This is a genomic window from Agrococcus sp. Marseille-Q4369 (assembly GCF_018308945.1).
GTDB lineage: Bacteria > Actinomycetota > Actinomycetes > Actinomycetales > Microbacteriaceae > Agrococcus.
The window spans coordinates 965,750-989,525 of record NZ_CP070501.1; the positions used below are offsets into that span (position 1 = coordinate 965,750).

The window sequence follows — 23,776 nt, forward strand, 5'->3', positions numbered from 1 at the left end:
CATCGCCTCGCGCCAGTGGAGGACCGCCTCAGCCGGCCGCGACGAGTCGCGGATCCTGCACGACGAGCCGCAGCCCGCGCTCGCCGCGCGTGAGCGGCACGGACGCCGACGCCGCCCACTCGAGCAGCGCATCCGCCGTCTCCGCCTGCACGCCGGCGAGCGCGAGCGAGCGCACGAGCGCGCCCTTGCCAGCCTTGTTCCAGTGGTTGAGCGCCTTGCCCTCGGGCGAGACGATCTCGACCGGCTCGGCGCCCGGCACGGGCGCGATCGCGGCGTAGGCCTTCGAGCGCAGGTCGAGCGCGAAGCCCTCGATCGCATCGCCCGCGCCCGACCACAGGTCGCGCATCCGCTCGCCCGGGAGCTTCGAGTGCTCCGACACCTTGTAGGCGGGGATGGCGTCGGATGCGCGCACGAAGCCGAGCAGGGCCGACTGGATGACGACGTGGTCGTCGACCCATCGCCGCGCGGCAGCGGGCAGGTCGGCTGCGGCGAGCGCGTCGTAGAGCACGCCCGTGTAGCGCTCGATCGCGGGCATCGTCGGCGCCGAGCGGACGGCGGCGTTGTCGGCCGCGGCGCGCGCCTTCGCGGGCGTCGAGACGTCCTGGCCCTCGGCGACGAGGCGGTCGAGGGCGGCCAGCGCCCGGGAACGGCCGACGGCCAGCCCGGGGAATCCCAGACTGGCCGTCGAGAGCGGCGCTCCCGTCCCCCCTGCCGCCTTCGTCTCGCTGGGCGGCAGCAGGACGATCACGCGAGCTTGGCGTTCCGCGCGACGATCTCGACCCGGTCGTGGTCGACCGAGAGGAAGCCGTCCTCAGCATCGACCGCGTGCACCGTGCCGGAGGCGTCGGTGACGCGCACCTGGCCCTCGGCGAGCACGGCGAGCACCGGCTCGTGACCCCGCAGGATGCCGATCTCGCCCTCGGTGGTGCGGGCGATGACCTGCGTGGCCTCGCCCGTCCACACCTCGGCCGCGGCCGACACGATGCTGACGGTCAGAGCCATCAGCCGTTCTCCTTCTGGATCTGCGCCCACTTGGCCTCGACGTCCGAGATGGCGCCGACGTTGAAGAACGCCTGCTCGGCCACGTGGTCGAACTCGCCCTTGGCGATCGCGTCGAACGACTCGATCGTCTCCTTGAGCGGCACCGTGGAGCCCTCGACACCGGTGAACTTCTTCGCCATGTAGGTGTTCTGCGAGAGGAACTGCTGGATGCGGCGCGCGCGGTTGACGACGATCTTGTCCTCTTCCGAGAGCTCGTCGACACCGAGGATCGCGATGATCTCCTGCAGCTCCTTGTTCTTCTGGAGGATCTGCTTGACCGTCGTCGCGACGCGGTAGTGGTCCTCGCCGAGGTAGCGGGGGTCGAGGATGCGGCTCGTCGACGTGAGCGGGTCGACGGCCGGGTAGAGGCCCTTCGACGCGATCTCGCGGCTCAGCTCCGTCGTCGCGTCGAGGTGCGCGAACGTCGTGGCCGGAGCCGGGTCGGTGTAGTCGTCGGCCGGCACGTAGATCGCCTGCAGCGAGGTGATCGAGTGGCCACGCGTCGAGGTGATGCGCTCCTGCAGGATGCCCATCTCGTCGGCGAGGTTCGGCTGGTAGCCGACGGCGCTCGGCATGCGGCCGAGCAGCGTCGAGACCTCCGAGCCGGCCTGCGTGAAGCGGAAGATGTTGTCGATGAACAGCAGCACGTCCTGGCCCTGCACGTCGCGGAAGTACTCCGCCATCGTGAGTGCCGAGAGGGCGACGCGGAGGCGCGTGCCCGGGGGCTCGTCCATCTGGCCGAAGACGAGGGCGGTCTTGTCGAAGACGCCCGCCTCCTCCATCTCGTGGATGAGGTCGTTGCCCTCACGGGTGCGCTCGCCGACACCCGCGAAGACCGAGACGCCGCCGTGGTCCTGCGCGACGCGCTGGATCATCTCCTGGATGAGGACCGTCTTGCCGACGCCTGCGCCGCCGAAGAGGCCGATCTTGCCGCCCTGCACGTACGGGGTGAGGAGGTCGATGACCTTGATGCCGGTCTCGAACAGCTGCGTCTTCGACTCGAGCTGGTCGAACGAGGGCGCCTTGCGGTGGATCGACCAGCGCTCGGTGACCTCGAGCGTCTCGCCCTCGCCGAGGTTGAGCGGCTCGCCGATGACGTTGAAGACCTTGCCCTTGGTGACGTCGCCGACGGGCACCGTGATGGACTCGCCGGTGTCGCGCACCTCCTGGCCGCGGACGAGGCCGTCCGTCGGCTTGAGGGCGATGGCGCGGACGAGGTCGTCGCCGAGGTGCTGCGCGACCTCGAGCGTGATCTCCTGCGGCTCGGAGCCGTCCTGGAAGTCGACGGTCGTCTTGAGCGCGTTGTAGACCTCGGGGAGCGAGTCGTGCGGGAACTCGATGTCGACGACGGGCCCGGTCACTCGAGCGACGCGGCCGACGGCAGCCTGCTGCTGCTCGACGGGGGTGTCAGTGATGGTCATGTGCTTGCCTTTCGTGGCTACTTCGCCGAGGCGAGGGCGTCCGCGCCGCCCACGATCTCGGAGATCTGCGTCGTGATCTCGGCCTGGCGCGCGTTGTTGCGCAGGCGGGTGTAGTCGATGATGAGCTTGTCGGCGTTGTCGGACGCCGACTTCATCGCCTTCTGCGTCGCGGCCTGCTTGGCGGCGGCCGACTGGAGCAGCGCGTTGAAGATGCGGCTCTCGACGTAGACGGGCAGGAGCGAGTCGAGCACGAGCGCGGGCTCGGGCTCGAACTGGTAGAGCGGGAAGTGCTCAGCCGAATCGGCGCTCTCGGCCTCGACGATCTCGAGCGGCAGCAGCCGCACCGTCGTCGGGTCCTGCGTCATCATGCTGACGAAGCGGTTGTAGACGACGTGGATCTCGTCGACCTGCTCGGAGACGTAGGCCTCGAGCACCGCCTCGGCGATCTCCTGCGCGAGCTCGGGCGACGGCACGTCCGACTGCCCCGTCCACTCCCGGATGTACGGGCGCTGGCGGAACTTGAAGTAGCCGACGGCCTTGCTGCCCACCAGGTAGTGGTCGACCTCCTTGCCCTCCGCCTCGAGCTTCGCGCGCAGCTCACCCGCCTCCTTGAGGATCTGCGAGTTGAACGCTCCCGCGAGACCGCGGTCCGATGTGACGACGACGATCGCCGCGCGCTTGAGCTCGGTGCGCTCCACCGTGAGCGGGTGCGGCTCGTTCGAGAACGTGGCCACCGCGCTCACGGCGCGCGTCAGCGCCCGTGCGTACGGGTTCGACGCCTGCACGCGGGCGAGCGCCTTCTGGATGCGCGACGCAGCGATGAGCTCCATCGCCTTCGTGATCTTCTTGGTCGACTGCGCAGACTTGATCTTCTGCGTGTAGACCCGGAGCTGGGCTCCCATTCCGCCTCCTCAGCGATCTCGCGTCAGCGACGGCCCTTGACGATCTGCTCCTGGTTGACGTCCTCGACCATCGGGTTGTTCGCCTCGGTGCCGGGGTCGGTGATGCTCGACGCATCCTTGCCCTGCCAGTTGCGAGCGAACTCGTCGACCTCGGACTCGAGCGTCGCGAGCGTCGCGTCGTCGAGCACGTTGGTCTCGCGCAGCGTCGCGAGCACCGTGCTGTTGCCCCGCAGGTGCTCGAGCAGCTCGCTCTCGAACTGCAGCACCTGGTTGACCGGCACGGCGTCGAACTTGCCGTTCGTGCCGGCCCAGATCGAGACGACCTGCTCCTCGACGGGGTACGGCGAGTACTGCGGCTGCTTGAGCAGCTCGGTCAGGCGCGCACCGCGCTCGAGCTGACGGCGCGAGGCCGCGTCGAGGTCCGAGGCGAACATCGCGAACGCCTCGAGCGAGCGGTACTGGGCGAGCTCGAGCTTGAGCGTGCCGGAGACCTTCTTGATCGACTTGACCTGCGCGTCGCCACCGACGCGCGAGACCGAGATGCCGACGTCGACCGCGGGACGCTGGTTGGCGTTGAAGAGGTCGGACTGCAGGAAGATCTGGCCGTCGGTGATCGAGATCACGTTGGTCGGGATGTACGCCGAGACGTCGTTGGCCTTCGTCTCGATGATCGGGAGACCCGTCATCGAGCCGGCACCGAGCTCGTCCGAGAGCTTCGCGCAGCGCTCGAGCAGACGCGAGTGCAGGTAGAAGACGTCACCCGGGTAGGCCTCGCGGCCCGGCGGACGACGGAGGAGCAGCGACACGGCGCGGTACGCCTCGGCCTGCTTCGACAGGTCGTCGAAGATGATGAGGACGTGCTTGCCCTCGTACATCCAGTGCTGGCCGATGGCCGAGCCCGAGTAGGGCGCGAGGTACTTGAAGCCGGCCGGGTCGGATGCCGGGGAGGCGACGATCGTCGTGTACTCCATGGCGCCGGCGTCCTCGAGCGCGCCCTTCACCGAAGCGATGGTCGAGCCCTTCTGGCCGATCGCGACGTAGATGCAGCGCACCTGCTTGTTGACGTCGCCCGACTCCCAGTTGGACTTCTGGTTGATGATCGTGTCGATCGCCAGCGCGGTCTTGCCGGTCTGGCGATCGCCGATGATGAGCTGGCGCTGGCCGCGGCCGACCGGGATCATGGCGTCGATCGCCTTGATGCCCGTCTGGAGCGGCTCGTGCACCGACTTGCGCTGCATGACGCCGGGCGCCTGCAGCTCGAGGGCGCGGCGGCCGCTCGAGGCGATCTCGCCGAGGCCGTCGATCGGGTTGCCGAGCGGGTCGACGACGCGGCCGAGGTAGCCCTCACCGACGGGGACGGAGAGGACCTCGCCCGTGCGGGTGACCTCCATGCCCTCCTCGATGCCGTCGAACTCACCGAGCACGACGACGCCGATCTCGGTCTCGTCGAGGTTCTGCGCGAGGCCGAGCGTGCCGTCCGCGAAGCGGACGAGCTCGTTCGCCATGACGCCGGGCAGGCCGGAGACGTGCGCGATGCCGTCGGCGGCGTCGACGACGTGGCCGACCTCGGCGGTCGTCGAGGTCGAGGCCTCGTAGGACGAGACGAAGTCGGCGAGGGCGCCCTTGATCTCGTCGGGGCTGATGGTGAGCTCTGACATGTGTCTTCCTGTTCGGGTTTCTTCGACCTAGGCGAGCGACAGGCGCAGGTCGGTGAGCTTGGAACGGACGGTGCCGTCGATGACGTCGTCGCCGATCGAGACGCGCAGCCCGCCGAGCACGGCCGGGTCGACCACTTGCTGCAGCTGCAGCGTGCGGCCGTACTGGCGCTCGAGACCGGCGCGGAGCCGGTCGAGCTGGTCGGCGGGGATCTCGCGAGCCGTCGTGACCGTCGCGAGCGAGCGACCGGCCGCGGCGGCGACCTGCGTCGCAGCGGAGCGCAGGCGCTGACCGATGCGGCGGCCACGAGGGGCGCGCACGAGGTGGTCGAGGATCGCGAGCGTCGTCTCGCTCGCGCGGCCTGCGAGCAGTCGCTGCACGAGCTGCGCCTTCTCGTCGAACGAGCCCTGCAGGCCGCCGAGAGCCAGCTCGAGCTGCGCGTCGGCCGAGACGATGCGGCCGAAGGAGGCGATCTCCCCCGCGACGTCGTCGCTCGTCGAGCGCACCGCGACCCGCACGGCCGCCTCGTCGATCGCGGCGAGCAGGTCGTCCGGCTCGGACCAGCGCTGGCGCGCGAGGTGCGCGACGATCGAGACCGCCGCTCCACCCAGCTGCCCGAGCACGCGCTGCGCGAGCGCGGCGCGGGAGTCGGGCGTCGAGACGGGGTCGCCGAGCGAGGAGAGCACCTGCGGGCTGCGCTCGAGTGCGCGCGATGCCCGGAAGAGATCCCGCGCGTCCTCGAGCCCTGCCTGCGGCTGGGCCCGGACGGCCTCGTCGATGCCGGCTCGCGCCTGGCTGGTCGCGCTGCCCACTAGCGGTTCGCTCCCTCGCGCTCGAGGTCGGCCAGGAAGCGGTCGACGATCGCAGCCGAGCGGGCGTCGTCCATCGATTCGCCGACGACCTTCTCGGTCAGGTCGAGGGCGAGCGAGCCGACCTCGGTCTTGAGCGACGAGAACGCGGCCTGGCGCTCAGCCTCGATGCGCTGGTGCGCCTGCGCGGTGATGCGCTCGGCCTCCTCGTTGGCGCGAGCCTTGAGGTCGGCCTCGATGCGCGCGGCGTCGGCGCGAGCCTGGTCCTTGATGCGAGCTGCCTCGGCGCGAGCCTCGGCGAGCTGGGTGTTGTACGACTCGAGCGCCGCAGCCGCCTCGGCCTGCGCCTCCTCGGCCTTCTTGATGCCGCCCTCGATCGCGGCAGCGCGCTCGTCGAGCAGCGCCTGCACGCGAGGCAGGACGACCTTCCAGAAGACCAGCAGGAGGACGACGAAGATGACCGCCGACCAGATGATGTCGTACGGGGCCGGAAGCAGCGGGTTCTGAGTGGTCTCCCCCGCTTCTTCCGCGAGGAAGAGAGGAGTGGTGAGCATCAGGGCGTCAGACCATGAAGAAGAACGTGGCGATGCCGATGAACGCCAGTGCCTCGGTGAAGGCGATGCCGATGAACATGAGGACCGTCAGGCGGCCCTGCAGCTCGGGCTGGCGGGCGACGCCCTCGATCGTCTTGCCGACGACGATGCCGACGCCGATGGCGGGGCCGATGGCGGCGAGGCCGTAGCCGACGGTGCCGATGTTGCCGTTGATCTCGGCGAGGATGGTCGTGGCGTTGTCCACGGTCGTTCCTTTCGGTTGTCCGGAGGGTCCGGGGTCAGTGCTCTTCAGCCAGCGCGAGCTGGATGTAGACAGTGGTCAGGATGGCGAAGACGTAGGCTTGCAGCACCGCGACGAGGATCTCGAAGACGGTGAAGGCGAAGCCGAAGGCGAGCGTGCCCACGCCGAAGAGCGTGTAGAAGCCGCCGGCCGAGAAGAAGAAGAAGTGCGTCGCGGCGAAGAACAGCACGAGCAGCAGGTGGCCGACGAACAGGTTCATCATGAGTCGCAGCGTCAGCGTGACGGGGCGCAGGACGAAGGTCGAGACGAACTCGATCGGCGTCACGATGATGTAGAGCGGCCACGGCACGCCCGAGGGGAAGAGCGAGTTCTTGAAGAACGCGCCGGGGTGCTTCTTGACGCCCGCGTAGATGAACGCGATGTACGAGACGATCGCGAGCACGAGGGGCACGCCGATCACCGAGGTGCCCGCGATGTTGAGGAACGGGATGATGCCCGTGATGTTCATCGCCAGCACCATGAAGAAGATGGTGGTGATGATCGGCAGGAAGCGCCGGCCGTCCTTCTCGCCGAGCAGGTCGTAGACGATCCCGTCGCGGACGAAGCCGAGCCCGAGCTCGATGATGCTCTGGCCGCGCGTCGGGACGAGCTTCATCTTCCGCGTGCCGAGCACGAAGATCAGGATGATCGCGAGCGCCGACAGGATGCGGATGAGCATGATGCGGTTGATGCCGAAGATCGGCTCTTCGCTCCCGAGCCACGCGACCGTCGGCTCCATGAACAGGAAGACCTGCGGGAAGAACTCCGCGATCGACGGCGGGTGGAACGGCTCTGGCTCGTTGGCAGCGGAGGCCAGCATCGACAACACGGCGTTCAGCGTCTCTTCCTCAAGCTCGTGGCGCCTGGCGCCTTCTTGACGTCGGTGCGCCCCCTCGCGCAGACGCGCTCGGAGAAGAGCGGCGCAGTTGGGGGAACGGTAACGACTCTATCAGAGGGGATCGGGATGGCTCGACGTCCTGCGGCGCTCACGCGCGGGTGCCGGAGGCCGGCCGGCCCTGGGTCTCGTCGTCGGCGGCGCTGTCGATCACGGGCTGCCGGCTCGTGGCGATCACGACGCAGTCGATGACGAGCGAGCCGATGACGGCCGCGACGAGCGCGCCGAACGCGACGCCGCGGTGCAGCCAGTCCTGGTCCCCGAGCACGAAGACGAGCACGATGAACAGCACGAACTTCAGCAGCCAGCCGCCGAGCACGATCCCGAAGAACGCCCCGGAGACCATCTGGCCCCGCGACGCCTTGAGGGCGAGCAGGATGCTGCCGGCCGTGAGCATGCAGAAGACGATCGCGAGCGCGGTGCCCACGAGCGCCGAGGCGAGGCCCGCACCCTCGGCGAGCACCCAGCCGACGACGCCGCCGATGACCGCGACCGCGGCCGCGAGGACCGCGCCCCACACGAGGATCCGCTGCATGATCTGGGTGGTGTTCACCGGGAGTCCCCCTGGGAGTCGATGCTGGCGCTGGTCGGCTGGAGTCCGGAGCGGCGAGCGCGGCGTTCGCGCATCACCCGCAGGAACGTGCGCCAGACCCTGCGACCGACGGGCGCGGCCGTGAGCAGGGCGCACACGAGGAACCCGAGCACCATGATACCGACGGCCACCCACCACTGGACGATGAGGAAGAGCAGGCAGCCGATCGAGACGACGGCGGTCCACGAGTAGAAGATGAGCACTGCGCCGAGGTGCGAGTGGCCCATGTCGAGCAGCCGGTGGTGCAGGTGGCGCCGGTCGGCTGCGAACGGGCTGTTGCCGTTCGCCACCCGGCGGATGACGGCGAGCGCGAAGTCGGTGAGCGGCAGCAGCAGGATCGCGAGCGGCAGCAGCACCGGGATGAAGGCGGGCAGGATCTGGCTCCGGCCGCCCATCGTGCCGACGTCGATCTGGCCCGTGACGGCGATCGCGCTCGCCGCGGTCAGCAGCCCGAGCATGAGCGCGCCGCCGTCGCCCATGAACATCCGCGCAGGGTGCCAGTTGACTGGCAGGAAGCCGACGCAGACGCCGACGATGATCGAGGTGATGAGGCTCGCGAGCGAGAAGTAGGCGTTCTGCTGCGCGAAGTTCTGGCTGATCATCCAGATGTAGCCGAAGAAGGCCGTCGAGCCGATGATCGTCGTGCCCGCCACGAGCCCGTCGAGGCCGTCGATGAAGTTCACCGCGTTCATGACGAGCACGATGATGAGCACGGTGAGCGAGATCGCCATCGTCGCCGACGGCACGACGATGCCCGCGATCGGCAGGCTCACGATCTGCACGCCGAAGAGCGCGACGCCCGTCGCGACGAGGATCTGGGCACCGAGCTTCAGCATCCAGTCGAGGTCGACGAGGTCGTCGAGCACGCCGATGGCGCAGATGGCGATCGCGCCGCCGAGCAGCGTCCACACGCGCACGGGCTCGGCGAACACGCCCGCGAACTCGGGCACGAACGACGCGACCGCGAGTGCGGCGATCACGCCGATGCACATCGCCGCGCCGCCGAGCCGCGGCGTGGGGCGCGAGTGCACGTCGCGCTCGCGCACCGGCGGGTGGATGCCGTGGCGGAGCGCGAGACGGAGCACGACACGGCTCGCGACGAACGTCACGACGGCCGCGACCGCGGCGATCAGCAGGAAGATCACGGCATCACCCCGAGGCGAGCAGGTCGCCGAGCGCGGCGGCGATCGTCGCGCGCGGCAGCACCCCCTGGCGCACGATGCGGGCGACGCCGTCGGTCGAGCAGTCGAGGATCGTCGAGCCGTTCTGCTCCCCCGGCGCTGCCGCTCCGCCGACGGTGCCGGCGTCGAGCACGAGCGCCACGCGGTCGCCGAGCATCTCGGCGGCCGCCGCGGCCTCGGTGGGCGCGGGCATGCCGTGGAGGTTGGCGCTCGAGACGGCGAGCGGGCCTGTCTCGCGCAGCAGGCCGATCGCGATGGGGTGGTCGGGCACGCGGATCGCGACGGTGCCGCCCGTGTCGCCGAGGTCCCACGTGAGCGAGGGCTGGGCGCGCAGGATCACCGTGAGCGGGCCGGGCCAGTGCGCGTCGAGCAGCGGCTCGAGCTCGGCAGGCACCCGCTCGGCGAGCGCCGCCGCCATGTGCCGGTCGGCGACGAGCACGGGCGGCGGGAAGCCGCGGTCGCGGCCCTTCGCGGCGAGCAGCCCCGCGACGGCCTCGTGCGAGAACGCGTCGGCCGCGATGCCGTAGACCGTGTCGGTCGGGATGACGATGCTCTTCCCCGCCGCGATGGCTGTGCGAGCCGCGCGGATGCCGTCGAGGAGGGACGCGGGGTCGGAGCAGTCGTAGAGCGCGGGCACGCTCCCATGGTAGTTCGCGCGGTGGAGCTGGAAGCCGCCGCCTCAGCGGATCGCGGTCGTCACCCGGTCTCGACCGGCGAGATCCTGGAGCGTCCTCGCCTGGGTGAAGCCCGCATCCGCGAGCATCTCGCGGATCGCCTCCCCCTGGTGCTCGGCATGCTCGAACGCCACGAGCCCGCCGGGCGCGAGCAGGTCGGCGGCGAGCGGCGCGAGGCTGCGGATGAGGTCGAGCCCGTCGGCACCGGAGTAGAGGGCGGCGTGCGGGTCGAAGCCCCGCACCTCGTGGTCGAGGGGCACGGATGCGTCGGGCACGTAGGGCGGGTTGCTCACGAACGCCGTCAGGGAGCCGGGCGTGACGCCCACGGAGGCGAGCGCCGCGAGGTCGCGCGCGTCGGCGTGCACGAGCGCCGCGTCGGGCGCGAGCTCATCGAAGTTGCGGCGCGCCCAGACGTACGCAGCGGGGCTCCGCTCGACCGCCACGACGCGAGCGCCCGACTCCCGCGCGATCGCGATCGCGACGGCGCCGCTGCCCGTGCCGACGTCGAGCACGAGTGGCGCCTCGGCCCGGCGGAGGTGGCGGAGCGCGACGTCGACGAGCAGCTCCGTCTCGGGCCGTGGCGTGAAGACCCCGGGGCCGACGAGCAGGTCGACGTGGCGGAACGGCGCGGTGCCCGTGATGTGCTGGAGCGGCTCGCGGGCCTCGCGACGCGCGACGGCGCGCGCGAACCGCGCGAGCGCATCCGCCTCGAACGCACGGCCCATCGCCATGTCGACGCGCAGCTCGCCGAACGACGAGCCCGACGCCCACGCGGCGAGCAGCTCGGCGTCGGGACCGTCGATGCCGACCGCGGAGAGCCGGGCGCGGGCGTCGCGCACGGCGTCGGAGACGGAGGAGGGATGCACGCCATCACGCTAACCCGAGCAGCCATCAGCGACGTGCGGGAATGCGCAGGGCGGTGCGAGCGGTTGCTCAGCGTGAGGCCGATACAGTGAGAACCCTGGCTTCAACCCGATGAAAGGAAAGCGAATGGCGCGCATCTTCGACGACATCACGGCCACGATCGGCGGCACTCCCCTCGTGCGGCTCGGCCGCACGAACGACACGCACGCGACCGTGCTCGTCAAGATGGAGTCCTTCAACCCCGCGGGTTCCGTGAAGGACCGCATCGGCCGCGCGATCATCGACGCCGCCGAGGCGTCGGGCGAGCTGCAGCCGGGTGGGACGATCGTCGAGGGCACGAGCGGCAACACGGGCATCGCACTCGCCTTCGTCGGCGCGGCCCGCGGCTACCGGGTGATCCTCTCGATGCCGGAGACGATGTCGGTGGAGCGGCGCAACATCCTCAAGGCCTACGGCGCCGAGCTCGTGCTCACGCCCGGCCCCGACGGCATGCGCGGCGCCGTGGAGCGCGCGCAGCAGATCGTCGCCGAGACGCCCGGCGCGATCCTCGCGCGCCAGTTCGAGAACGAGGCGAACGTCAAGGTGCACCGCGAGACGACCGCCGAGGAGATCTGGGCCGACACCGACGGCGACGTCGACGTCTTCGTCTCGGGCGTGGGCACGGGCGGCACGGTCACGGGCGCGGGCGGCCGCCTCAAGGAGCTCAAGCCCGAGCTGCACCTCGTCGCCGTCGAGCCCGCGGATTCGCCGCTGCTGACCAAGGGCCAGGCGGGCCCGCACAAGATCCAGGGGCTCGGCGCGAACTTCGTGCCGGCGCTGCTCGACACCGACGTCTACGACGAGGTGATCGACGTCGAGCTCGACGACGCCGTGCGCGTCGGCCGCGAGCTCGCGGCGCGGGACGGCATCTTCGCCGGCATCTCCTCGGGCGCGATCGTGTGGGCCGCGCTCGAGATCGCGCGCCGCCCCGAGTCGGCCGGCAAGACGATCGTCGCGGTCGTGTGCGACACGGGCGAGCGCTACCTCTCGATGCCGATCTTCGCCGACCTGGCCTGAGGAGCACGGTGGGCCTGCTCAACATCCGCGAGGACATCGAGAACGCGAAGCGGCACGACCCCGCCGCTCGCGGCGCGCTGACGATCGCGCTCACCTACTCGACCCTGCACGCGGTGTGGGCCCACCGCATCCATCACCGCCTCTGGCACGCCGGTGCGCGCTCGCTCGCGCGCGCCGGCAGCCAGGTCGCGCGGTTCATGACCGGGGTCGAGATCCACCCGGGCGCGCGACTCGGGCGGCGGTTCTTCATCGACCACGGCATGGGCGTCGTCATCGGCGAGACGGCCGAGACCGGCGATGACGTCATGCTCTACCACGGCGTCACGCTCGGCGGCACGGCGAACGCTGCGGTCAAGCGCCACCCGACGCTCGGGCACCGCGTGCTCGTCGGGGCCGGCGCGAAGATCCTCGGACCGATCGCGCTCGGCGACGACGTCAAGGTGGGCGCGAACGCCGTCGTCCTGAAGGACGCGCCGTCTGGCGTCACGCTCGTCGGCATGCCCGCGAAGCCGGTCGGCGGCACGTCGCCCGCGGAGCTGCCGCACATCGAGTACTCGATCTGAGCGCCTGCCGCTCCTCGAGCGGTCACTTCCGCCCGCGAACGGTCACTTCCGCCCGCGAACGGTCACTTCCGCCCGCGAACGGTCACTTCCGCCCGCGAACGGTCACTCCGGCCTGCGAGCGGTCAACTCCGCCTGCGAGCCAGCAGCTTGTGGCGGACGCAGCCTCGCCACGCGTCGCGGCGGCGGCTCAGATGGGTGACCGCTCAGACGCGGAAATGACCATTCGCACGCGGAAGTGACCGCTCAGACGCGGAAGTGACCTGTCAGACGCGGAAGTGACCGCTCAGACGCGGAAGTGACCTGTCAGACGCGGAGCTGACCGCTCACGGGCCTGCGGCGCCGGACGGCCGGGCGGTGGCGGCGGACGCGGTGGCCTCGGCTGGGTCCGAGCGCTCGGTGAGCGCGAGGCCGGCGACCGCGACGAGGATGCCGGCGAGGAAGAGCAGCATGAGCGGGTTCCAGGGCTGCGCGCCGGTCGCGAGCGCCCAGATCACCGTGAGCGCGCCACCCACGCCCGTCCAGACGGCGTAGCCCGTCGCGAGCGGGATCGTCTGCACCGCCCGCTCGAGGCCGATGAAGCTCGCGACCGCCGCGATCGCGAACACGACCGTCGGCACGGGCCGCGAGAAGCCCTCCGACTGCCCGAGCGCCGTCGCCCAGACGGCCTCGAGCACGGCGCTCACGAGCAGCACGGCCCACGCGGTTCCGCGGCGCATGTCAGCTCACCAGCTTCAGGCCGACGAGGCAGCCGACGAGCAGCACGAGCAGCAGCGAGCGCACGAGCGTCAGCCGCTCCTTGCCGCGCGCGACCTGCAGGACCACGGTCGCGACCGCTCCCACGCCGACCCACACCGCATACGCCGTGCCTGTCGCGATCTCGAGCATCGCCCACGCGAGCCCGCCCATCGACGCGGCCATCGCGACGACGAACAGCACGGTCGGCCGCCACTTGCGGAAGCCCTTCGACGACTGCATCGCAGCCGCCCAGACGGCCTCGAGGAGGCCGGAGGCGATCAGGATCACCCAAGACATGACGAGTCCCCACTGGCCGTCTTGTCGCGCTGCGGGTACAGCTCCCTCGTCCGCGGATCCGGCGTCGGATCCAGCCTCCAGGGTAGCAACCGGGGCTCAGTCGGGCCGGTCGGCGGCGAGCGACGCGTGCGCCCGCCAGGTCGCGAGCACGAGCCCGACGACGAGCACGATCGCGGCGAGCACGGCGAGCACCGCCCACTCCTCGACGCCTGCCGCGAAGGCCGCGACGAGGGCGCCGATGGCCGCGACGGCGGCGACCGAGCCTGCGAGCCAGGTGAGCGGCGTCGCCGCGCGGTGCGCGCTCCGGTAGGTGAACGCATCCGCCCGCAGCCGCTTGCCCGGCAGGCCGAGCACGCCCGTCGAAACGACGCGGCCGAGGCCGATCGCGTGCACGACGATCGCGATGGCGATCGCGCCGAGCGCGAGCAGCACCGAGCCGACGGCCATCAGGGCGACTTCCATGCCTCGATCCTGGCACGTCAGCTCGCGGGCGCCCTCCCCCACGTGATCGCGTCGCGCACGGCACCGGGGGCGGATGCGTGCAGCTCGGCATCAGGGAGCGCGCCGAGCGCGTCGTTCACGGTCGAGAACGCGATGCGCGCGGCGATGTAGGCGGTGAGCGCGACGATCGTCCGGTCGTCGAGGCCGACGTCGCGGAGCGCGGCGACGTCGTCCGCGGTCGTGCTGTTGGGGTCGCGCGCGAGCCGGCGCGCCCACGCGGCGATCACGCGCTCCGAGACATCGAGCGCGCTGCCGCCGGCCGCCTCCTCGCCGCGCAGCACCGCGGCCGCGGTCGCCGGATCGCTCGCACGCGCGAGCCTGCCTCCCCAGGCGAACGAGCAGTAGGAGTCGCGCAGCGCCCCCGCGAGCGCGCTGACGACGACGCCCTTGAGCCGGAAGCCGAGCCTCGCCGCCTCGGCGGAGGCGGTCGCGAACGCCGTCCACGCGTCGTGCACCTCGGGCGCGTGCGCCCACACGCGCGTGAGGTTCATGACGTAGCCGTCGCCCTCGAGGTCGTCGCCGTACATCGCCTCGACCGCCGCGCTCGGCGCCGGCTCCCCCACGAACGCGCCCATGCCGCCTCCTCGCTCGGCGCCAGCGTAGGGCGCGGCGGATGCGTCGTCCATGCCTGGGGCACCGGATCAGCCGGTCTCGACGAGGCGGTGAGCCTCTCCGGGCCCCGGCCACTCGAAGCCCTCGACGTAGGCGCGCAGCGCCTCGTCGTCCAGCACGACGGAGTCGGGGCCCGGCTCGCGCTCGTGGAGGCGCTCGAGGAGCCTCGGCAGCGGCGCGCGCACGACGACGATCTCGACGCTCACGCCCATCGCGCCGCAGCGCATCCGCCACCGATCCCGCACCGCCCGCGTCGAGAGCGACGCGTCGAGCACGACGTCGCGGTCGGCGAGCACGGCGCCCTCGAGCCGCCGCAGGAAGTCGGCGTCGATCTGCTCGACGAGCTCGCGGGTCGGCTTGCCGTCTCGCACGCCGCGAGCCCACGCCTCGCGGTCGTAGGAGAGCACGCGCGCGCCGGCGGCCTCGAGGCCGCGCGCGATCGTCGTCTTGCCCGCGCAGGCGGGGCCGCACAGCAGCGTGACGAGCGCCATGCGCGCGAGCCTAGCCGCGCGCGCCGCCGAGGCGGCGGCTCAGGCTCGGAGCGCGCGCTCTGCCCGTCGGTGCGGCCGCACCGCGAACCACGCGATCGGGCCGACGACCGGCAGCGCGAGGATCACGAGCACCCAGATCGCCGCCTCGGTGCCGCGGATCTCCGCGGCCCGCACGAGCTGCGCGATCGCGACGACCGCGAGGCTCGCGATCGCCAGCAGCGCGATCGTCCACACGACGTCGTAGCCGGCGGGGAGGAGCGGGTTCGCGGCGGTGGTGAGCATGCCGTGACGCTAGCAGCCGCACGCCCCGGTGGTCCGCCTCAGCGCACGTCGACCCGGATGACCGAGCCGATGTCCGCGGACGTCGAGTCGATCGTGACGCATGCCGAGCGGTCGTCGCGCGGTCATGCCCGCGACGCTCGCAGCGGCGGGTCAGGCGTCGCCGCCGAGGGCCGCGAGCCGCGCCTCCTCGTCGGCCGCGATGCACGAGTCGATGACGGGCTGCAGCGCGCCGTCCATGACCGTGTCGAGGTTGTAGGCCTTGAACCCCGTGCGGTGGTCGGCGATGCGGTTCTCGGGGAAGTTGTAGGTGCGGATGCGCTCGGAGCGGTCCATGCCGCGGATCTGCGAGCGGCGCGCGTCGGACGCGGCCGCGTCGAGCTCTTCCTGCTGCTTCGCGAGCAGGCGGGCGCGCAGCACGCGCATCGCCGCCTCGCGGTTCTGCAGCTGGCTCTTCTCGTTCTGCATCGACACGACGATGCCGGTCGGCACGTGCGTGATGCGCACCGCCGAGTCGGTCGTGTTGACCGACTGGCCGCCGGGGCCCGACGATCGGAAGACGTCGATCTTCAGGTCGTTCTGGTCGATCTGCACCTCCTCGGGCTCGTCGACCTCGGGGAAGACGAGCACGCCGGTCGTGGAGGTGTGGATGCGTCCCTGCGTCTCCGTCGCGGGCACGCGCTGCACGCGGTGCACGCCGCCCTCGTACTTGAGCGACGCCCAGACGCCCTCGGCGGGATCGTTCGAGGAGCCCTTGATCGCGATCTGCACGTCCTTGAAGCCGCCCATGTCGGAGGGCGTCGACTCGAGCATCTCGACCTTCCAGCCGCGGCTCGTCGCGTAGTGCGAGTACATGCGCACGAGGTCGGCCGCGAAGAGCGCCGACTCCTCGCCGCCCTCGCCGCCCTTGACCTCCATGATGACGTCGCGGCCGTCGTCGGGGTCGCGCGGGATGAGGAGGCGGCGCAGCCGCTCCTCCGCCTCGTGCGCGGCCTCCTCGAGCGCCGGCACCTCCTCGGCGAACGCCTCGTCCTCGCGGGCGAGCTCTCGCGCCGCCGCGAGGTCGTCGACGCTCGCGCGCCAGCGCTCGTGCGCCGCCTTGACCTGGCTGAGCTCGGCGTAGCGCCGGTTCACCCGGCGCGCACGCCCGGCATCGGCGTGCAGCGCCGGGTCGGCGAGCTGCGACTCGAGGTCGGCGTGCTCGGCGAGGAGGCCCGAGACCGACTCGAACACCTCAGTCCTTGTCGTGCTGGCCGGGCACCGACTTCGAGACCTTCATGAGGAACTCGACGTTCGACTGCGTCTCCTTGAGCTGCTTGAGCACGAGCTCGAGCGCCTGCTGCGTCTCGAGGCCCGCGAGCGCGCGCCGCAGCTTCCACATGACCTTCGTCTCCTCGACGCCCATGAGCATCTCCTCGCGGCGCGTGCCGGAGGCGTTGACGTCGACGGCGGGGAAGATGCGCTTGTCGGCCATGTTGCGCGAGAGGCGCAGCTCCATGTTGCCGGTGCCCTTGAACTCCTCGAAGATCACCTCGTCCATCTTCGAGCCCGTCTCGACGAGCGCGGTCGCGAGGATGGTGAGCGAGCCGCCGTGCTCGATGTTGCGCGCGGCGCCGAAGAACTTCTTCGGCGGGTAGAGCGCGCTCGAGTCGACGCCACCCGAGAGGATGCGTCCCGACGGCGGGGCGGAGAGGTTGTAGGCGCGGCCGAGCCGCGTGATGCCATCGAGCAGCACGACGACGTCGTGGCCGAGCTCGACGAGCCGCTTCGCGCGCTCGATCGCGAGCTCAGCGACGATCGTGTGGTCCTCGGCGGGCCGGTCGAAGGTCGACGCGATGACCTCGCCCTTGACGGTGCGCTGGAAGTCGGTGACCTCCTCGGGGCGCTCGTCGACGAGCACGATCATGAGGTGCACCTCGGGGTTGTTCTCGGCGATCGCGTTCGCGATGGCCTGCATCACGAGGGTCTTGCCGGCCTTGGGCGGCGAGACGATGAGGCCGCGCTGGCCCTTGCCGATCGGCGCGACGAGGTCGATGACGCGCGTCGAGAGCTTGTTCTGCGTCGTCTCGAGGCGCAGGCGCTCCTGCGGGTACAGCGGCGTGAGCTTCGAGAACTCGACGCGGTTCAGCGCATCCTCGCTCGACATGCCGTTGATCGAGTCGACGCGCACGAGCGCGTTGAACTTCTGGCGGCTCGAGTGCTGCTCGCCCTCGCGCGGCTGCTTGATGGCGCCGACGACGGCGTCGCCCTTGCGCAGGCCGTGCTTCTTCACCTGCGCGAGCGAGACGTAGACGTCGTTCTGTCCCGGGAGGTAGCCGGAGGTGCGCACGAACGCGTAGTTGTCGAGCACGTCGAGGATGCCGGCGACGGGCAGCAGCACGTCGTCCTCGCGGATCTCAGGCTCGGCGTCCTGGCCCAGCGTGCGCTGGCGGTCTCGACCTCGGCCACGGCCGCGGCGCGAGCCCTCGTCGTCCTGCTGCTGCTTGGGCTGCTGGCCGCGCTGGTTGTTCTGGTTGTTCTGGCCGTTCTGACCGCGGCCCCGGCCGCGGCGCGACGACTCGTCGTCGTCGTCCGAGTCCTGCTCGTCCTGCTGCTGCGAGCCCTTGCCGCGCGAGCGGCGGCGGCGGGAGGTGCCCTCGCGCTGCTGCTCGCCATCCTGACGGCTCTGCTGCTGCTCGTCGGCGTCGGATGCGTCGTCCGTCGTGCCGCTCTCGGCATCGGCTGCGGGGGCGACCTGCTCGGCGTCGCCCGCGGGTGCGTCGGCCTGCTCGGCGGGCGCGTCGGCGGCCTTGCGCGAGCGGCTCGCGCGCGGCGAGCGGCGGCCGCGCGCGGGCGCCTCGGCCTGCTCGTCGGCGGACTGCTCGGTGGTCTCCTCGGCAGCGCTCTGCTCGGTCGCCTGCTCGGCGGCGGGCGCCTCGGGCTGCTGCTCGGTGGCCTGCGCGTCCGAAGCCGGGGCGTCGGCGGGCGCGGCGTCGGCGGGCGCTGCCTCGGCCGTCGCCTCCTCCTCGGCGGCGGGAGCCGCCTTCTTGCGGCGTGCGGGCGCGCGGCGCTTCGTCGCGGCGGGCGCCTCTGCCTCGCCGGTCGGCTCGGCACCGGACTCGGCTGCAGCAGGCTCGGCGGCCGGCTGCGCGTCAGCGGCGGGCGCCTCGGCGGGGGCGGCGTCGGCCTTGGCCGGCTCTGCGGTCACGGTCGCCGTCGACGCGCGACGCGAGCGGCGCTTGGGCGCGGCGGGCGCCTCGGCGGACTGCTCGGATGCGGAAGCCTCGGGTGCGGCCTCTGCCGCGGCAATGCTGTCGGTGATCTCGCTCGTCATGTGCGAGTGCTCCTTACGATGTCGGCCCGCGCGCGATGGTCGCGGGCGTGGGACCATGTCTCGCGCTGCGCTCACGGCCGGTTCGGTCGACGGGCGCTTCAGATTGCGGAGAGTGGAGTCAAGAAGTCCCCCCGCGCGGCTAGGCCGCGGCGCTGGTGGGGATGGCGTCCACTGTACCACCGCGGATGTCGACGGCCAGCAGGCGCGCGTGCCAGCCGGTACCCGGCGCGGCGGAGCGCTGCTCGACGATCCGCGCGGCTTCGAGCCGGGCCGCGGGGTCGGAGGCGAGCACGAGCACCGAGGGTCCCGCGCCCGAGACGACGGCAGGGTGGCCCGCGGCCCGCAGCTCGCCGATGAGGGCGCTCGTCTCGGGCATCGCGCTCGCGCGGTAGGTCTGGTGCAGCCGGTCCTCGGTCGCGTCGAGCAGCAGCTCGGGGCTCTGCGTGAGCGCCGCGACGAGCAGCGCCGAGCGCGAGAGGTTGAAGACGGCGTCGGCGTGCGGCACGGCCTCGGGCTGGAGGCTGCGCGCGAGCTTCGTCGACATCGTCGCCTCGGGCACGGCGACGAGCAGCGAGACGCCGCGGTGCACGGCGAGCTGCTTGTGGCGCGGGCCGGTCTCGTCGACCCACGCGATCGTGAGGCCGCCGAAGATCGCCGGCGCGACGTTGTCGGGGTGGCCCTCGAGCTCGGTCGCGAAGCGCAGCACATCCTCGTCCGAGATGTCGACGACGCCCTCGAGGAGTCCCTTCGCGGCGAGCACGCCCGAGACGATCGCGGCGCCCGACGACCCGAGCCCACGGCCGTGGGGGATGCTGTTGGTCGCCTCGAGCGCGAGGCCCGGTGCGGGCACGCCCACGCGGTCGAAGACGTGCAGCGCGGCGCGCGCGACGAGGTTCGACTCGTCGGTCGGCACGGCGCCCTCCCCCGAGCCCTCGCCGACGCCGGAGACCTCGACGGTCACGCCCGACGCCGTCGCCGTGACCTCGAGCTCATCGTGCACGTTGAGGGCGAGGCCGAGCGTGTCGAAGCCCGGGCCGAGGTTGGCGCTCGTGGCGGGGACGCGCACGCGCACGGCCCGGCCCACCGGAACCACGCGACCCGACGCATCCGCCATGCCCGAGACCGCGTCGCTCACGACAGGCCCAGGAGCGCAGCGACCTGCGCGGTGTCGGCGTCGGCCGACTCGGGCGCGGCGTCGGAGCCGTCGTCGAGCTTGAGGCCCCACTGCGCGTCCTTGAGGCCGTGGCCCGTGACCGTGAGCGCGACCGTCGAGCCGGCCGGGATCTGCCCCGCGGCGTGGCGCTCGAGCAGGCCAGCGACCGAGATGGCCGAGGCGGGCTCGACGAAGACGCCGGTCGAGGAGGCGAGCAGCCGCTGCGCGCGGAGGATCGCGGCGTCGTCGATCGCGCCGATGTGGCCGCCCGAGGCGTCGCGCGCCTCGAGCGCTTGCTGCCACGAGGCGGGGTTGCCGATGCGGATCGCGGTCGCGACCGTGTCGGGCTCGCGCACGACCTCGCCGCGCACGATGGGGGCGGCGCCGGCGGCCTGGAAGCCGAGCATCTGCGGGCGCTTCGTCGCCCAGCCCTCGGTCTCGGCGAGCGAGTAGCCGCGCCAGTAGCTCGAGATGTTGCCGGCGTTGCCGACCGGGATGCAGTGGATGTCGGGCGCGTCGCCGAGCACGTCGACGATCTCGAGCGCGGCCGTCTTCTGCCCCTCGATGCGGTCGTCGTTCACCGAGTTGACGAGGTGCACGGGGTAGCGCTCGGCGAGCTCCTTCGAGATCTCGAGGCAGTCGTCGAAGTTGCCGCGCACCTGGACGATGCGCGCGCCGTGCACGACCGACTGGGCGAGCTTGCCCATCGAGATGCGGCCCTCGGGCACGAGCACGATCGCCTGGATGCCCGCGGCGGCGGCGTAGGCGGCGGCCGAGGCCGACGTGTTGCCGGTCGAGGCGCACGCGATCGCCTTCGCGCCGCGCTCGATCGCGCGCGAGATCGCGACCGTCATGCCGCGGTCCTTGAAGGAGCCGGTGGGGTTGAGGCCCTCGAACTTCACGAGCACGCGCGCGTCGGTCATCGCCGAGAGCGCCTTCGACTCGATGAGCGGGGTGCCGCCCTCGCCGAGCGTCACGACCGTCGACGCGTCGCCCACGTCGAGCACGTCCGCCCACTCGCGCAGCACGCCGCGCCACTGGTTGCGCTGGCCCTGGTTCGCCATCGTCATTCCTCCTAGTCGATGAGCCGGATCACGCTGTCGATCCGCTCCACGTCGGGGTGCGCCTCGAGCGCGTCGAGCACGGCCGCGATGCGGGCCTCGCTCGCGGTGTGGGTGCCGAGCACGAGCGATGCCTCGCCGTCGGCCGGGTCCTGCCGCACCGACTCGACCGAGACGCCATGCTCGGCGAAGAGCCCGGCCACGCCCGCGAGCACGCCGGGGCGGTCGACGACGGTGAGCGCGAGCTCGTGCCGCGCGAGCACGTCGCCGAACGGCGCGACGGCCAAGTCGGCGTGCGTCGACGCCGCGGTGCCCGGGCCGCCCAGCACGTGCCGGCGTGCGATCGAGACGAGATCGCCGAGCACGGCCGAAGCCGTCTCGGGGCCACCCGCGCCCGCGCCGTAGAACATGAGGTCGCCCGCCGACTCGGCGGTGACGAAGATGGCGTTCTTCGCCTCGCGCACGGCGGCGAGCGGATGCGTCGCCGGCAGCGAGACGGGATGCACGCGGGCCGAGACGGCCTCGCCGCCCTCGCCCGCGAGCCGCTCGCAGATGGCGACGAGCTTGAGCACCCGGTCGTTCCGCTCCGCCTGCTCGACCATCGCATCCGTCACGCCCGTGATGCCCTGCCGGTGCACGACCTCGACGGGCACGACGGTGTGGAACGCGAGCGAGGCGAGGATCGTCGCCTTGCTCGCCGCGTCGAAGCCCTCGATGTCGGCGGTCGGGTCGGCCTCGGCGTAGCCGAGCTCCGTCGCGATCGCGAGCGCCTCCTCGAGCGTCGAGCCCTCGGTGTGCATGCGGTCGAGGATGAAGTTCGTCGTGCCGTTGACGATGCCCATGACGCGCATGACGCGGTCGCCCGCGAGCGACTGCTCGAGCGGGCGGATGATCGGGATCGCGCCGCCGACCGCGGCCTCGTAGTTGACCTGCGCGCCGACGGTCTCGGCGGCCCGGAAGAGCTCGGGGCCGTGCGCGGCGATGAGCGCCTTGTTGGCGGTGACGACGTCGGCGCCCGCGGCGAGCGCGTCGAGCAGCAGCGAGCGGGCAGGCTCGATGCCGCCGAGCAGCTCGACGACGATGTCGGCGCTCGCGACGAGCGTGCCGAGGTCGTCGGTCAGCAGCGCTGCGGGCAGGTCGACGTCGCGCTTCGCGGCGACGTCGCGCACGCCGATGCCGATGAGCTCGAGCGGCGCGCCGACGCGCGCGGCGAGCTCGTCGCGGTGCTCGAGCAGCAGGCGCGCGACCTGGGAGCCGACGCTGCCGGCGCCGAGCAGCGCGATGCGGAGCGATCGGTAGTGGTCGGTGCGGTCGTGGTTCATGCGGATGCGGCTCCGGTGGTGTCGTCGTCGGGTCGCGGGGCTTCGGTGCCGGCGGGCGGGGAGGCGGCCAGCGGCGCCGACGGGTGCAGTCCCTCGTCGCGCGAGAGCACGTCGTCGATCGACTCGCGGCGCACGAGCACGCGGACGGCGCCGTCGGTGACGGCGAGCACGGGCGGGCGGGGCGTCGCGTTGTAGTTCGAGGCGAGCGAGTGGCAGTAGGCGCCGGTCGCGGCGACGGCGAGCAGGTCGCCGGGCTCGACGTCGGTGGGCAGCCACTCGGCGTCGACGACGATGTCACCTGACTCGCAGTGGTGGCCCGCGACGCGCACGAGCGTCGGCTCGGCGACGGAGACCCGGTTCGCGAGCCGCGCAGAGTACTGCGCGTCGTAGAGCGCGGGGCGCGCGTTGTCGCTCATGCCGCCGTCGACGGCGACGTAGGTGCGGGCGCCGTCCGCGAGCCGCACGGGCTTCACGGTGCCGACCGAGTAGACGGTGACGCCGGCGGGGCCGACGATCCAGCGGCCCGGCTCGATCGCGATCCTGGGCACGGGGATGCCGAGCTCGCCCGCGGTCGTGCGCACCGCATCCGCGAGCCTCGACGCGATGGCCTCGATCGGCTCGGGGCTGTCGGCGGCGGTGTAGGCGATGCCGAAGCCGCCGCCGAGGTTGAGCTCGGGGAGCGGTGCGCCCTCGCCCAGCGCAGCGTGGAGCGCGAGCATGCGGCGCGCCGACTCGGCGAAGCCCGAGTGGTCGAAGATCTGCGAGCCGATGTGTGTGTGGAGGCCCGCGAGCTCGAGGCTCGGCAGCTCGCGGATGCGCGCGACGATCGCAGGCGCCTCGTCGATCGGGATGCCGAACTTCTGGTCCTCGTGGCTCGTCGCGAGGAACTCGTGGGTCGAGGCGTGCACGCCGACCGAGATCCGCAGCCGCACGCGCTGCACGCGGCCCGCTCGCTCGGCGGCGGCGGCGATGCGCTCGACCTCGATGGCCGAGTCGATGACGAAGGTGCCGATGCCGGCGGTGACGCCCGCCTCGATCTCGGCGAGCGACTTGTTGTTGCCGTGCGAGCCGATGAGGGCGGGCTCGACGCCGGCGCGCAACGCGATCGCGAGCTCGCCGCCCGTGCACACGTCGATGCGGAGGCCCTCGCCCCGCATCCAGCGGGCGACGTCGCCGGTGAGGAGCGCCTTGCCGGCGTAGTAGACGTCGACGCCCGCGCCGCCGGCCTCGGGCGAGAACGCGGCTTCGAAGGCCTCGCGGATGCGTCGCGCCCGGGCGCGCACCTCGGTCTCGTCGACGAGCAGGAAGGGGGTGCCGTGCTGCGCCGCGATCGCGCCCAGGTCGACGCCGCCGACGCGGAGCGCGCCGTCGACGCGCTCGGCCGACGCGGGCCAGACGCCCTCGGCGAGGGCGTTGGGGTCGCCCGCGTCGGTGAGGTGCGGGGCGAGCGGATGCGGCACGGGACTCCGTCCGGGTGGGGGGCTGTGGGCCTGACGGGCAGGCGGCGTCGGCGCTTGTGGCGCT

General features: G+C 72.0%; 27 protein-coding genes and 1 riboswitch. Of the genes, 2 read left to right on the forward strand and 25 right to left on the reverse strand.

The genetic code is table 11. From position 1 onward, the window contains the following. Positions 1-28: 28 nt before the first annotated feature. From yaaA to prmC, 13 genes are all read right to left on the reverse strand, one after another. Positions 29-748, reverse strand: a complete 720-nt coding sequence (gene yaaA / locus JSQ78_RS04865; RefSeq protein WP_211449838.1) for a peroxide stress protein YaaA — start codon at positions 746-748, stop codon at positions 29-31. Continuing rightward, a complete protein-coding gene (locus JSQ78_RS04870; protein ID WP_021011161.1) occupies positions 745-1,002 on the reverse strand; it encodes a F0F1 ATP synthase subunit epsilon in 258 nt (85 codons plus the stop codon). Before JSQ78_RS04870 ends, yaaA begins: the two co-directional genes overlap by 4 nt. Beyond that, positions 1,002-2,462 (reverse strand): F0F1 ATP synthase subunit beta, encoded by a 1,461-nt coding sequence (gene atpD / locus JSQ78_RS04875; protein WP_211449840.1) that lies wholly within the window; start codon positions 2,460-2,462, stop codon positions 1,002-1,004. Before atpD ends, JSQ78_RS04870 begins: the two co-directional genes overlap by 1 nt. Positions 2,463-2,479: 17 nt before the next feature. Then, positions 2,480-3,364, reverse strand: a complete 885-nt coding sequence (locus tag JSQ78_RS04880) for a F0F1 ATP synthase subunit gamma (RefSeq protein ID WP_211449842.1) — start codon at positions 3,362-3,364, stop codon at positions 2,480-2,482. Positions 3,365-3,387: 23 nt separating this feature from the next. Next, on the reverse strand, positions 3,388-5,022 hold the full coding sequence (atpA, locus tag JSQ78_RS04885) for a F0F1 ATP synthase subunit alpha (RefSeq protein WP_211449844.1): 1,635 nt from the start codon (positions 5,020-5,022) through the stop codon (positions 3,388-3,390). A gap of 27 nt (positions 5,023-5,049) precedes the next feature. Next, positions 5,050-5,832 (reverse strand): F0F1 ATP synthase subunit delta, encoded by a 783-nt coding sequence (locus tag JSQ78_RS04890; RefSeq protein WP_211449846.1) that lies wholly within the window; start codon positions 5,830-5,832, stop codon positions 5,050-5,052. Next, the gene (locus JSQ78_RS04895) at positions 5,832-6,383 is read right to left on the reverse strand and encodes a F0F1 ATP synthase subunit B (protein ID WP_211449847.1); all 552 of its coding nucleotides are present in this window, start codon (positions 6,381-6,383) and stop codon (positions 5,832-5,834) included. Before JSQ78_RS04895 ends, JSQ78_RS04890 begins: the two co-directional genes overlap by 1 nt. A 7-nt stretch (positions 6,384-6,390) precedes the next feature. After that, positions 6,391-6,627, reverse strand: coding sequence for an ATP synthase F0 subunit C (gene atpE, locus JSQ78_RS04900; protein ID WP_092667153.1), 237 nt, complete (start codon positions 6,625-6,627; stop codon positions 6,391-6,393). A gap of 34 nt (positions 6,628-6,661) precedes the next feature. Next, entirely contained in the window at positions 6,662-7,483 is an 822-nt protein-coding gene (gene atpB, locus JSQ78_RS04905) for a F0F1 ATP synthase subunit A (protein ID WP_211450517.1), read from the reverse strand. A 166-nt stretch (positions 7,484-7,649) separates the two neighbouring features. Next, positions 7,650-8,111: a Cg1360 family ATP-synthase-associated protein gene (locus JSQ78_RS04910; protein ID WP_211449849.1), complete on the reverse strand. Its 462-nt coding sequence runs from the start codon at positions 8,109-8,111 to the stop codon at positions 7,650-7,652. Next, a complete protein-coding gene (locus JSQ78_RS04915; RefSeq protein ID WP_211449851.1) occupies positions 8,108-9,295 on the reverse strand; it encodes an MraY family glycosyltransferase in 1,188 nt (395 codons plus the stop codon). Before JSQ78_RS04915 ends, JSQ78_RS04910 begins: the two co-directional genes overlap by 4 nt. Before the next feature lie 4 nt (positions 9,296-9,299). After that, positions 9,300-9,968 carry an L-threonylcarbamoyladenylate synthase gene (locus JSQ78_RS04920; RefSeq protein WP_211449853.1) on the reverse strand — a complete coding sequence of 223 codons (669 nt, stop codon included), beginning with the start codon at positions 9,966-9,968 and terminating at the stop codon, positions 9,300-9,302. 42 nt (positions 9,969-10,010) lie between these two features. Beyond that, positions 10,011-10,871, reverse strand: a complete 861-nt coding sequence (gene prmC, locus JSQ78_RS04925) for a peptide chain release factor N(5)-glutamine methyltransferase (RefSeq protein ID WP_211449855.1) — start codon at positions 10,869-10,871, stop codon at positions 10,011-10,013. Positions 10,872-10,995: 124 nt separating this feature from the next. Here prmC and cysK point away from each other — a divergent pair, with 124 nt between their 5' ends. Beyond that, entirely contained in the window at positions 10,996-11,925 is a 930-nt protein-coding gene (gene cysK / locus JSQ78_RS04930; protein ID WP_211449857.1) for a cysteine synthase A, read from the forward strand. 8 nt (positions 11,926-11,933) lie between these two features. Continuing rightward, positions 11,934-12,488 (forward strand): serine O-acetyltransferase EpsC, encoded by a 555-nt coding sequence (gene epsC, locus JSQ78_RS04935; protein WP_211449858.1) that lies wholly within the window; start codon positions 11,934-11,936, stop codon positions 12,486-12,488. A gap of 323 nt (positions 12,489-12,811) precedes the next feature. Here the strand turns inward: epsC and JSQ78_RS04940 are convergent, their stop codons facing one another. From JSQ78_RS04940 to lysA, 12 genes are all read right to left on the reverse strand, one after another. Next, on the reverse strand, positions 12,812-13,204 hold the full coding sequence (locus JSQ78_RS04940; RefSeq protein ID WP_211449860.1) for a DMT family transporter: 393 nt from the start codon (positions 13,202-13,204) through the stop codon (positions 12,812-12,814). A gap of 1 nt (position 13,205) precedes the next feature. After that, entirely contained in the window at positions 13,206-13,520 is a 315-nt protein-coding gene (locus tag JSQ78_RS04945; RefSeq protein ID WP_211449862.1) for a DMT family transporter, read from the reverse strand. An 11-nt stretch (positions 13,521-13,531) separates the two neighbouring features. After that, a riboswitch (guanidine-III (ykkC-III) riboswitch) is annotated at positions 13,532-13,595 on the reverse strand. A gap of 21 nt (positions 13,596-13,616) precedes the next feature. Further along, complete coding sequence (locus JSQ78_RS04950; RefSeq protein WP_211449864.1) at positions 13,617-13,982, reverse strand: hypothetical protein; 366 nt, start codon at positions 13,980-13,982, stop codon at positions 13,617-13,619. A 17-nt stretch (positions 13,983-13,999) separates the two neighbouring features. Continuing rightward, positions 14,000-14,647: a carboxymuconolactone decarboxylase family protein gene (locus JSQ78_RS04955; protein ID WP_211449865.1), complete on the reverse strand. Its 648-nt coding sequence runs from the start codon at positions 14,645-14,647 to the stop codon at positions 14,000-14,002. Positions 14,648-14,662: 15 nt separating this feature from the next. Next, complete coding sequence (locus JSQ78_RS04960) at positions 14,663-15,124, reverse strand: P-loop nucleotide/nucleoside kinase family protein (protein ID WP_211449867.1); 462 nt, start codon at positions 15,122-15,124, stop codon at positions 14,663-14,665. Positions 15,125-15,163: 39 nt separating this feature from the next. Beyond that, positions 15,164-15,406 (reverse strand): PLDc N-terminal domain-containing protein, encoded by a 243-nt coding sequence (locus tag JSQ78_RS04965; protein WP_211449869.1) that lies wholly within the window; start codon positions 15,404-15,406, stop codon positions 15,164-15,166. Positions 15,407-15,556: 150 nt separating this feature from the next. Beyond that, positions 15,557-16,636 (reverse strand): peptide chain release factor 1, encoded by a 1,080-nt coding sequence (prfA, locus tag JSQ78_RS04970; protein WP_211449871.1) that lies wholly within the window; start codon positions 16,634-16,636, stop codon positions 15,557-15,559. 1 nt (position 16,637) lies between these two features. Then, positions 16,638-18,716, reverse strand: coding sequence for a transcription termination factor Rho (gene rho, locus JSQ78_RS04975; protein ID WP_249295928.1), 2,079 nt, complete (start codon positions 18,714-18,716; stop codon positions 16,638-16,640). Between the two features lie 139 nt (positions 18,717-18,855). Then, positions 18,856-19,830 carry a homoserine kinase gene (thrB, locus tag JSQ78_RS04980; protein ID WP_211450519.1) on the reverse strand — a complete coding sequence of 325 codons (975 nt, stop codon included), beginning with the start codon at positions 19,828-19,830 and terminating at the stop codon, positions 18,856-18,858. Between the two features lie 17 nt (positions 19,831-19,847). Then, the gene (gene thrC / locus JSQ78_RS04985; RefSeq protein ID WP_211449873.1) at positions 19,848-20,933 is read right to left on the reverse strand and encodes a threonine synthase; all 1,086 of its coding nucleotides are present in this window, start codon (positions 20,931-20,933) and stop codon (positions 19,848-19,850) included. Between the two features lie 11 nt (positions 20,934-20,944). Then, the gene (locus JSQ78_RS04990) at positions 20,945-22,252 is read right to left on the reverse strand and encodes a homoserine dehydrogenase (protein WP_211449874.1); all 1,308 of its coding nucleotides are present in this window, start codon (positions 22,250-22,252) and stop codon (positions 20,945-20,947) included. After that, entirely contained in the window at positions 22,249-23,712 is a 1,464-nt protein-coding gene (lysA, locus tag JSQ78_RS04995) for a diaminopimelate decarboxylase (RefSeq protein WP_211449876.1), read from the reverse strand. The genes JSQ78_RS04990 and lysA overlap by 4 nt, the downstream gene beginning before the upstream one ends. Between the last annotated feature and the right edge of the window lie 64 nt (positions 23,713-23,776).

Coding starts and splice junctions, on each gene's coding strand:
- JSQ78_RS04870 (WP_021011161.1), bottom strand. CDS start 1,002: ATGGCTCTGACCGTCAGCATCGTGTCGGCCGCGGCCGAGGTGTGGACG.
- atpD (WP_211449840.1), bottom strand. CDS start 2,462: ATGACCATCACTGACACCCCCGTCGAGCAGCAGCAGGCTGCCGTCGGC.
- JSQ78_RS04880 (WP_211449842.1), bottom strand. CDS start 3,364: ATGGGAGCCCAGCTCCGGGTCTACACGCAGAAGATCAAGTCTGCGCAG.
- atpA (WP_211449844.1), bottom strand. CDS start 5,022: ATGTCAGAGCTCACCATCAGCCCCGACGAGATCAAGGGCGCCCTCGCC.
- JSQ78_RS04895 (WP_211449847.1), bottom strand. CDS start 6,383: ATGCTCACCACTCCTCTCTTCCTCGCGGAAGAAGCGGGGGAGACCACT.
- atpB (WP_211450517.1), bottom strand. CDS start 7,483: ATGCTGGCCTCCGCTGCCAACGAGCCAGAGCCGTTCCACCCGCCGTCG.
- cysK (WP_211449857.1), top strand. CDS start 10,996: ATGGCGCGCATCTTCGACGACATCACGGCCACGATCGGCGGCACTCCC.
- JSQ78_RS04940 (WP_211449860.1), bottom strand. CDS start 13,204: ATGCGCCGCGGAACCGCGTGGGCCGTGCTGCTCGTGAGCGCCGTGCTC.
- JSQ78_RS04945 (WP_211449862.1), bottom strand. CDS start 13,520: ATGTCTTGGGTGATCCTGATCGCCTCCGGCCTCCTCGAGGCCGTCTGG.
- JSQ78_RS04950 (WP_211449864.1), bottom strand. CDS start 13,982: ATGGAAGTCGCCCTGATGGCCGTCGGCTCGGTGCTGCTCGCGCTCGGC.
- JSQ78_RS04955 (WP_211449865.1), bottom strand. CDS start 14,647: ATGGACGACGCATCCGCCGCGCCCTACGCTGGCGCCGAGCGAGGAGGC.
- JSQ78_RS04960 (WP_211449867.1), bottom strand. CDS start 15,124: ATGGCGCTCGTCACGCTGCTGTGCGGCCCCGCCTGCGCGGGCAAGACG.
- JSQ78_RS04965 (WP_211449869.1), bottom strand. CDS start 15,406: ATGCTCACCACCGCCGCGAACCCGCTCCTCCCCGCCGGCTACGACGTC.
- rho (WP_249295928.1), bottom strand. CDS start 18,716: ATGACGAGCGAGATCACCGACAGCATTGCCGCGGCAGAGGCCGCACCC.
- thrB (WP_211450519.1), bottom strand. CDS start 19,830: ATGGCGGATGCGTCGGGTCGCGTGGTTCCGGTGGGCCGGGCCGTGCGC.
- thrC (WP_211449873.1), bottom strand. CDS start 20,933: ATGGCGAACCAGGGCCAGCGCAACCAGTGGCGCGGCGTGCTGCGCGAG.
- JSQ78_RS04990 (WP_211449874.1), bottom strand. CDS start 22,252: ATGAACCACGACCGCACCGACCACTACCGATCGCTCCGCATCGCGCTG.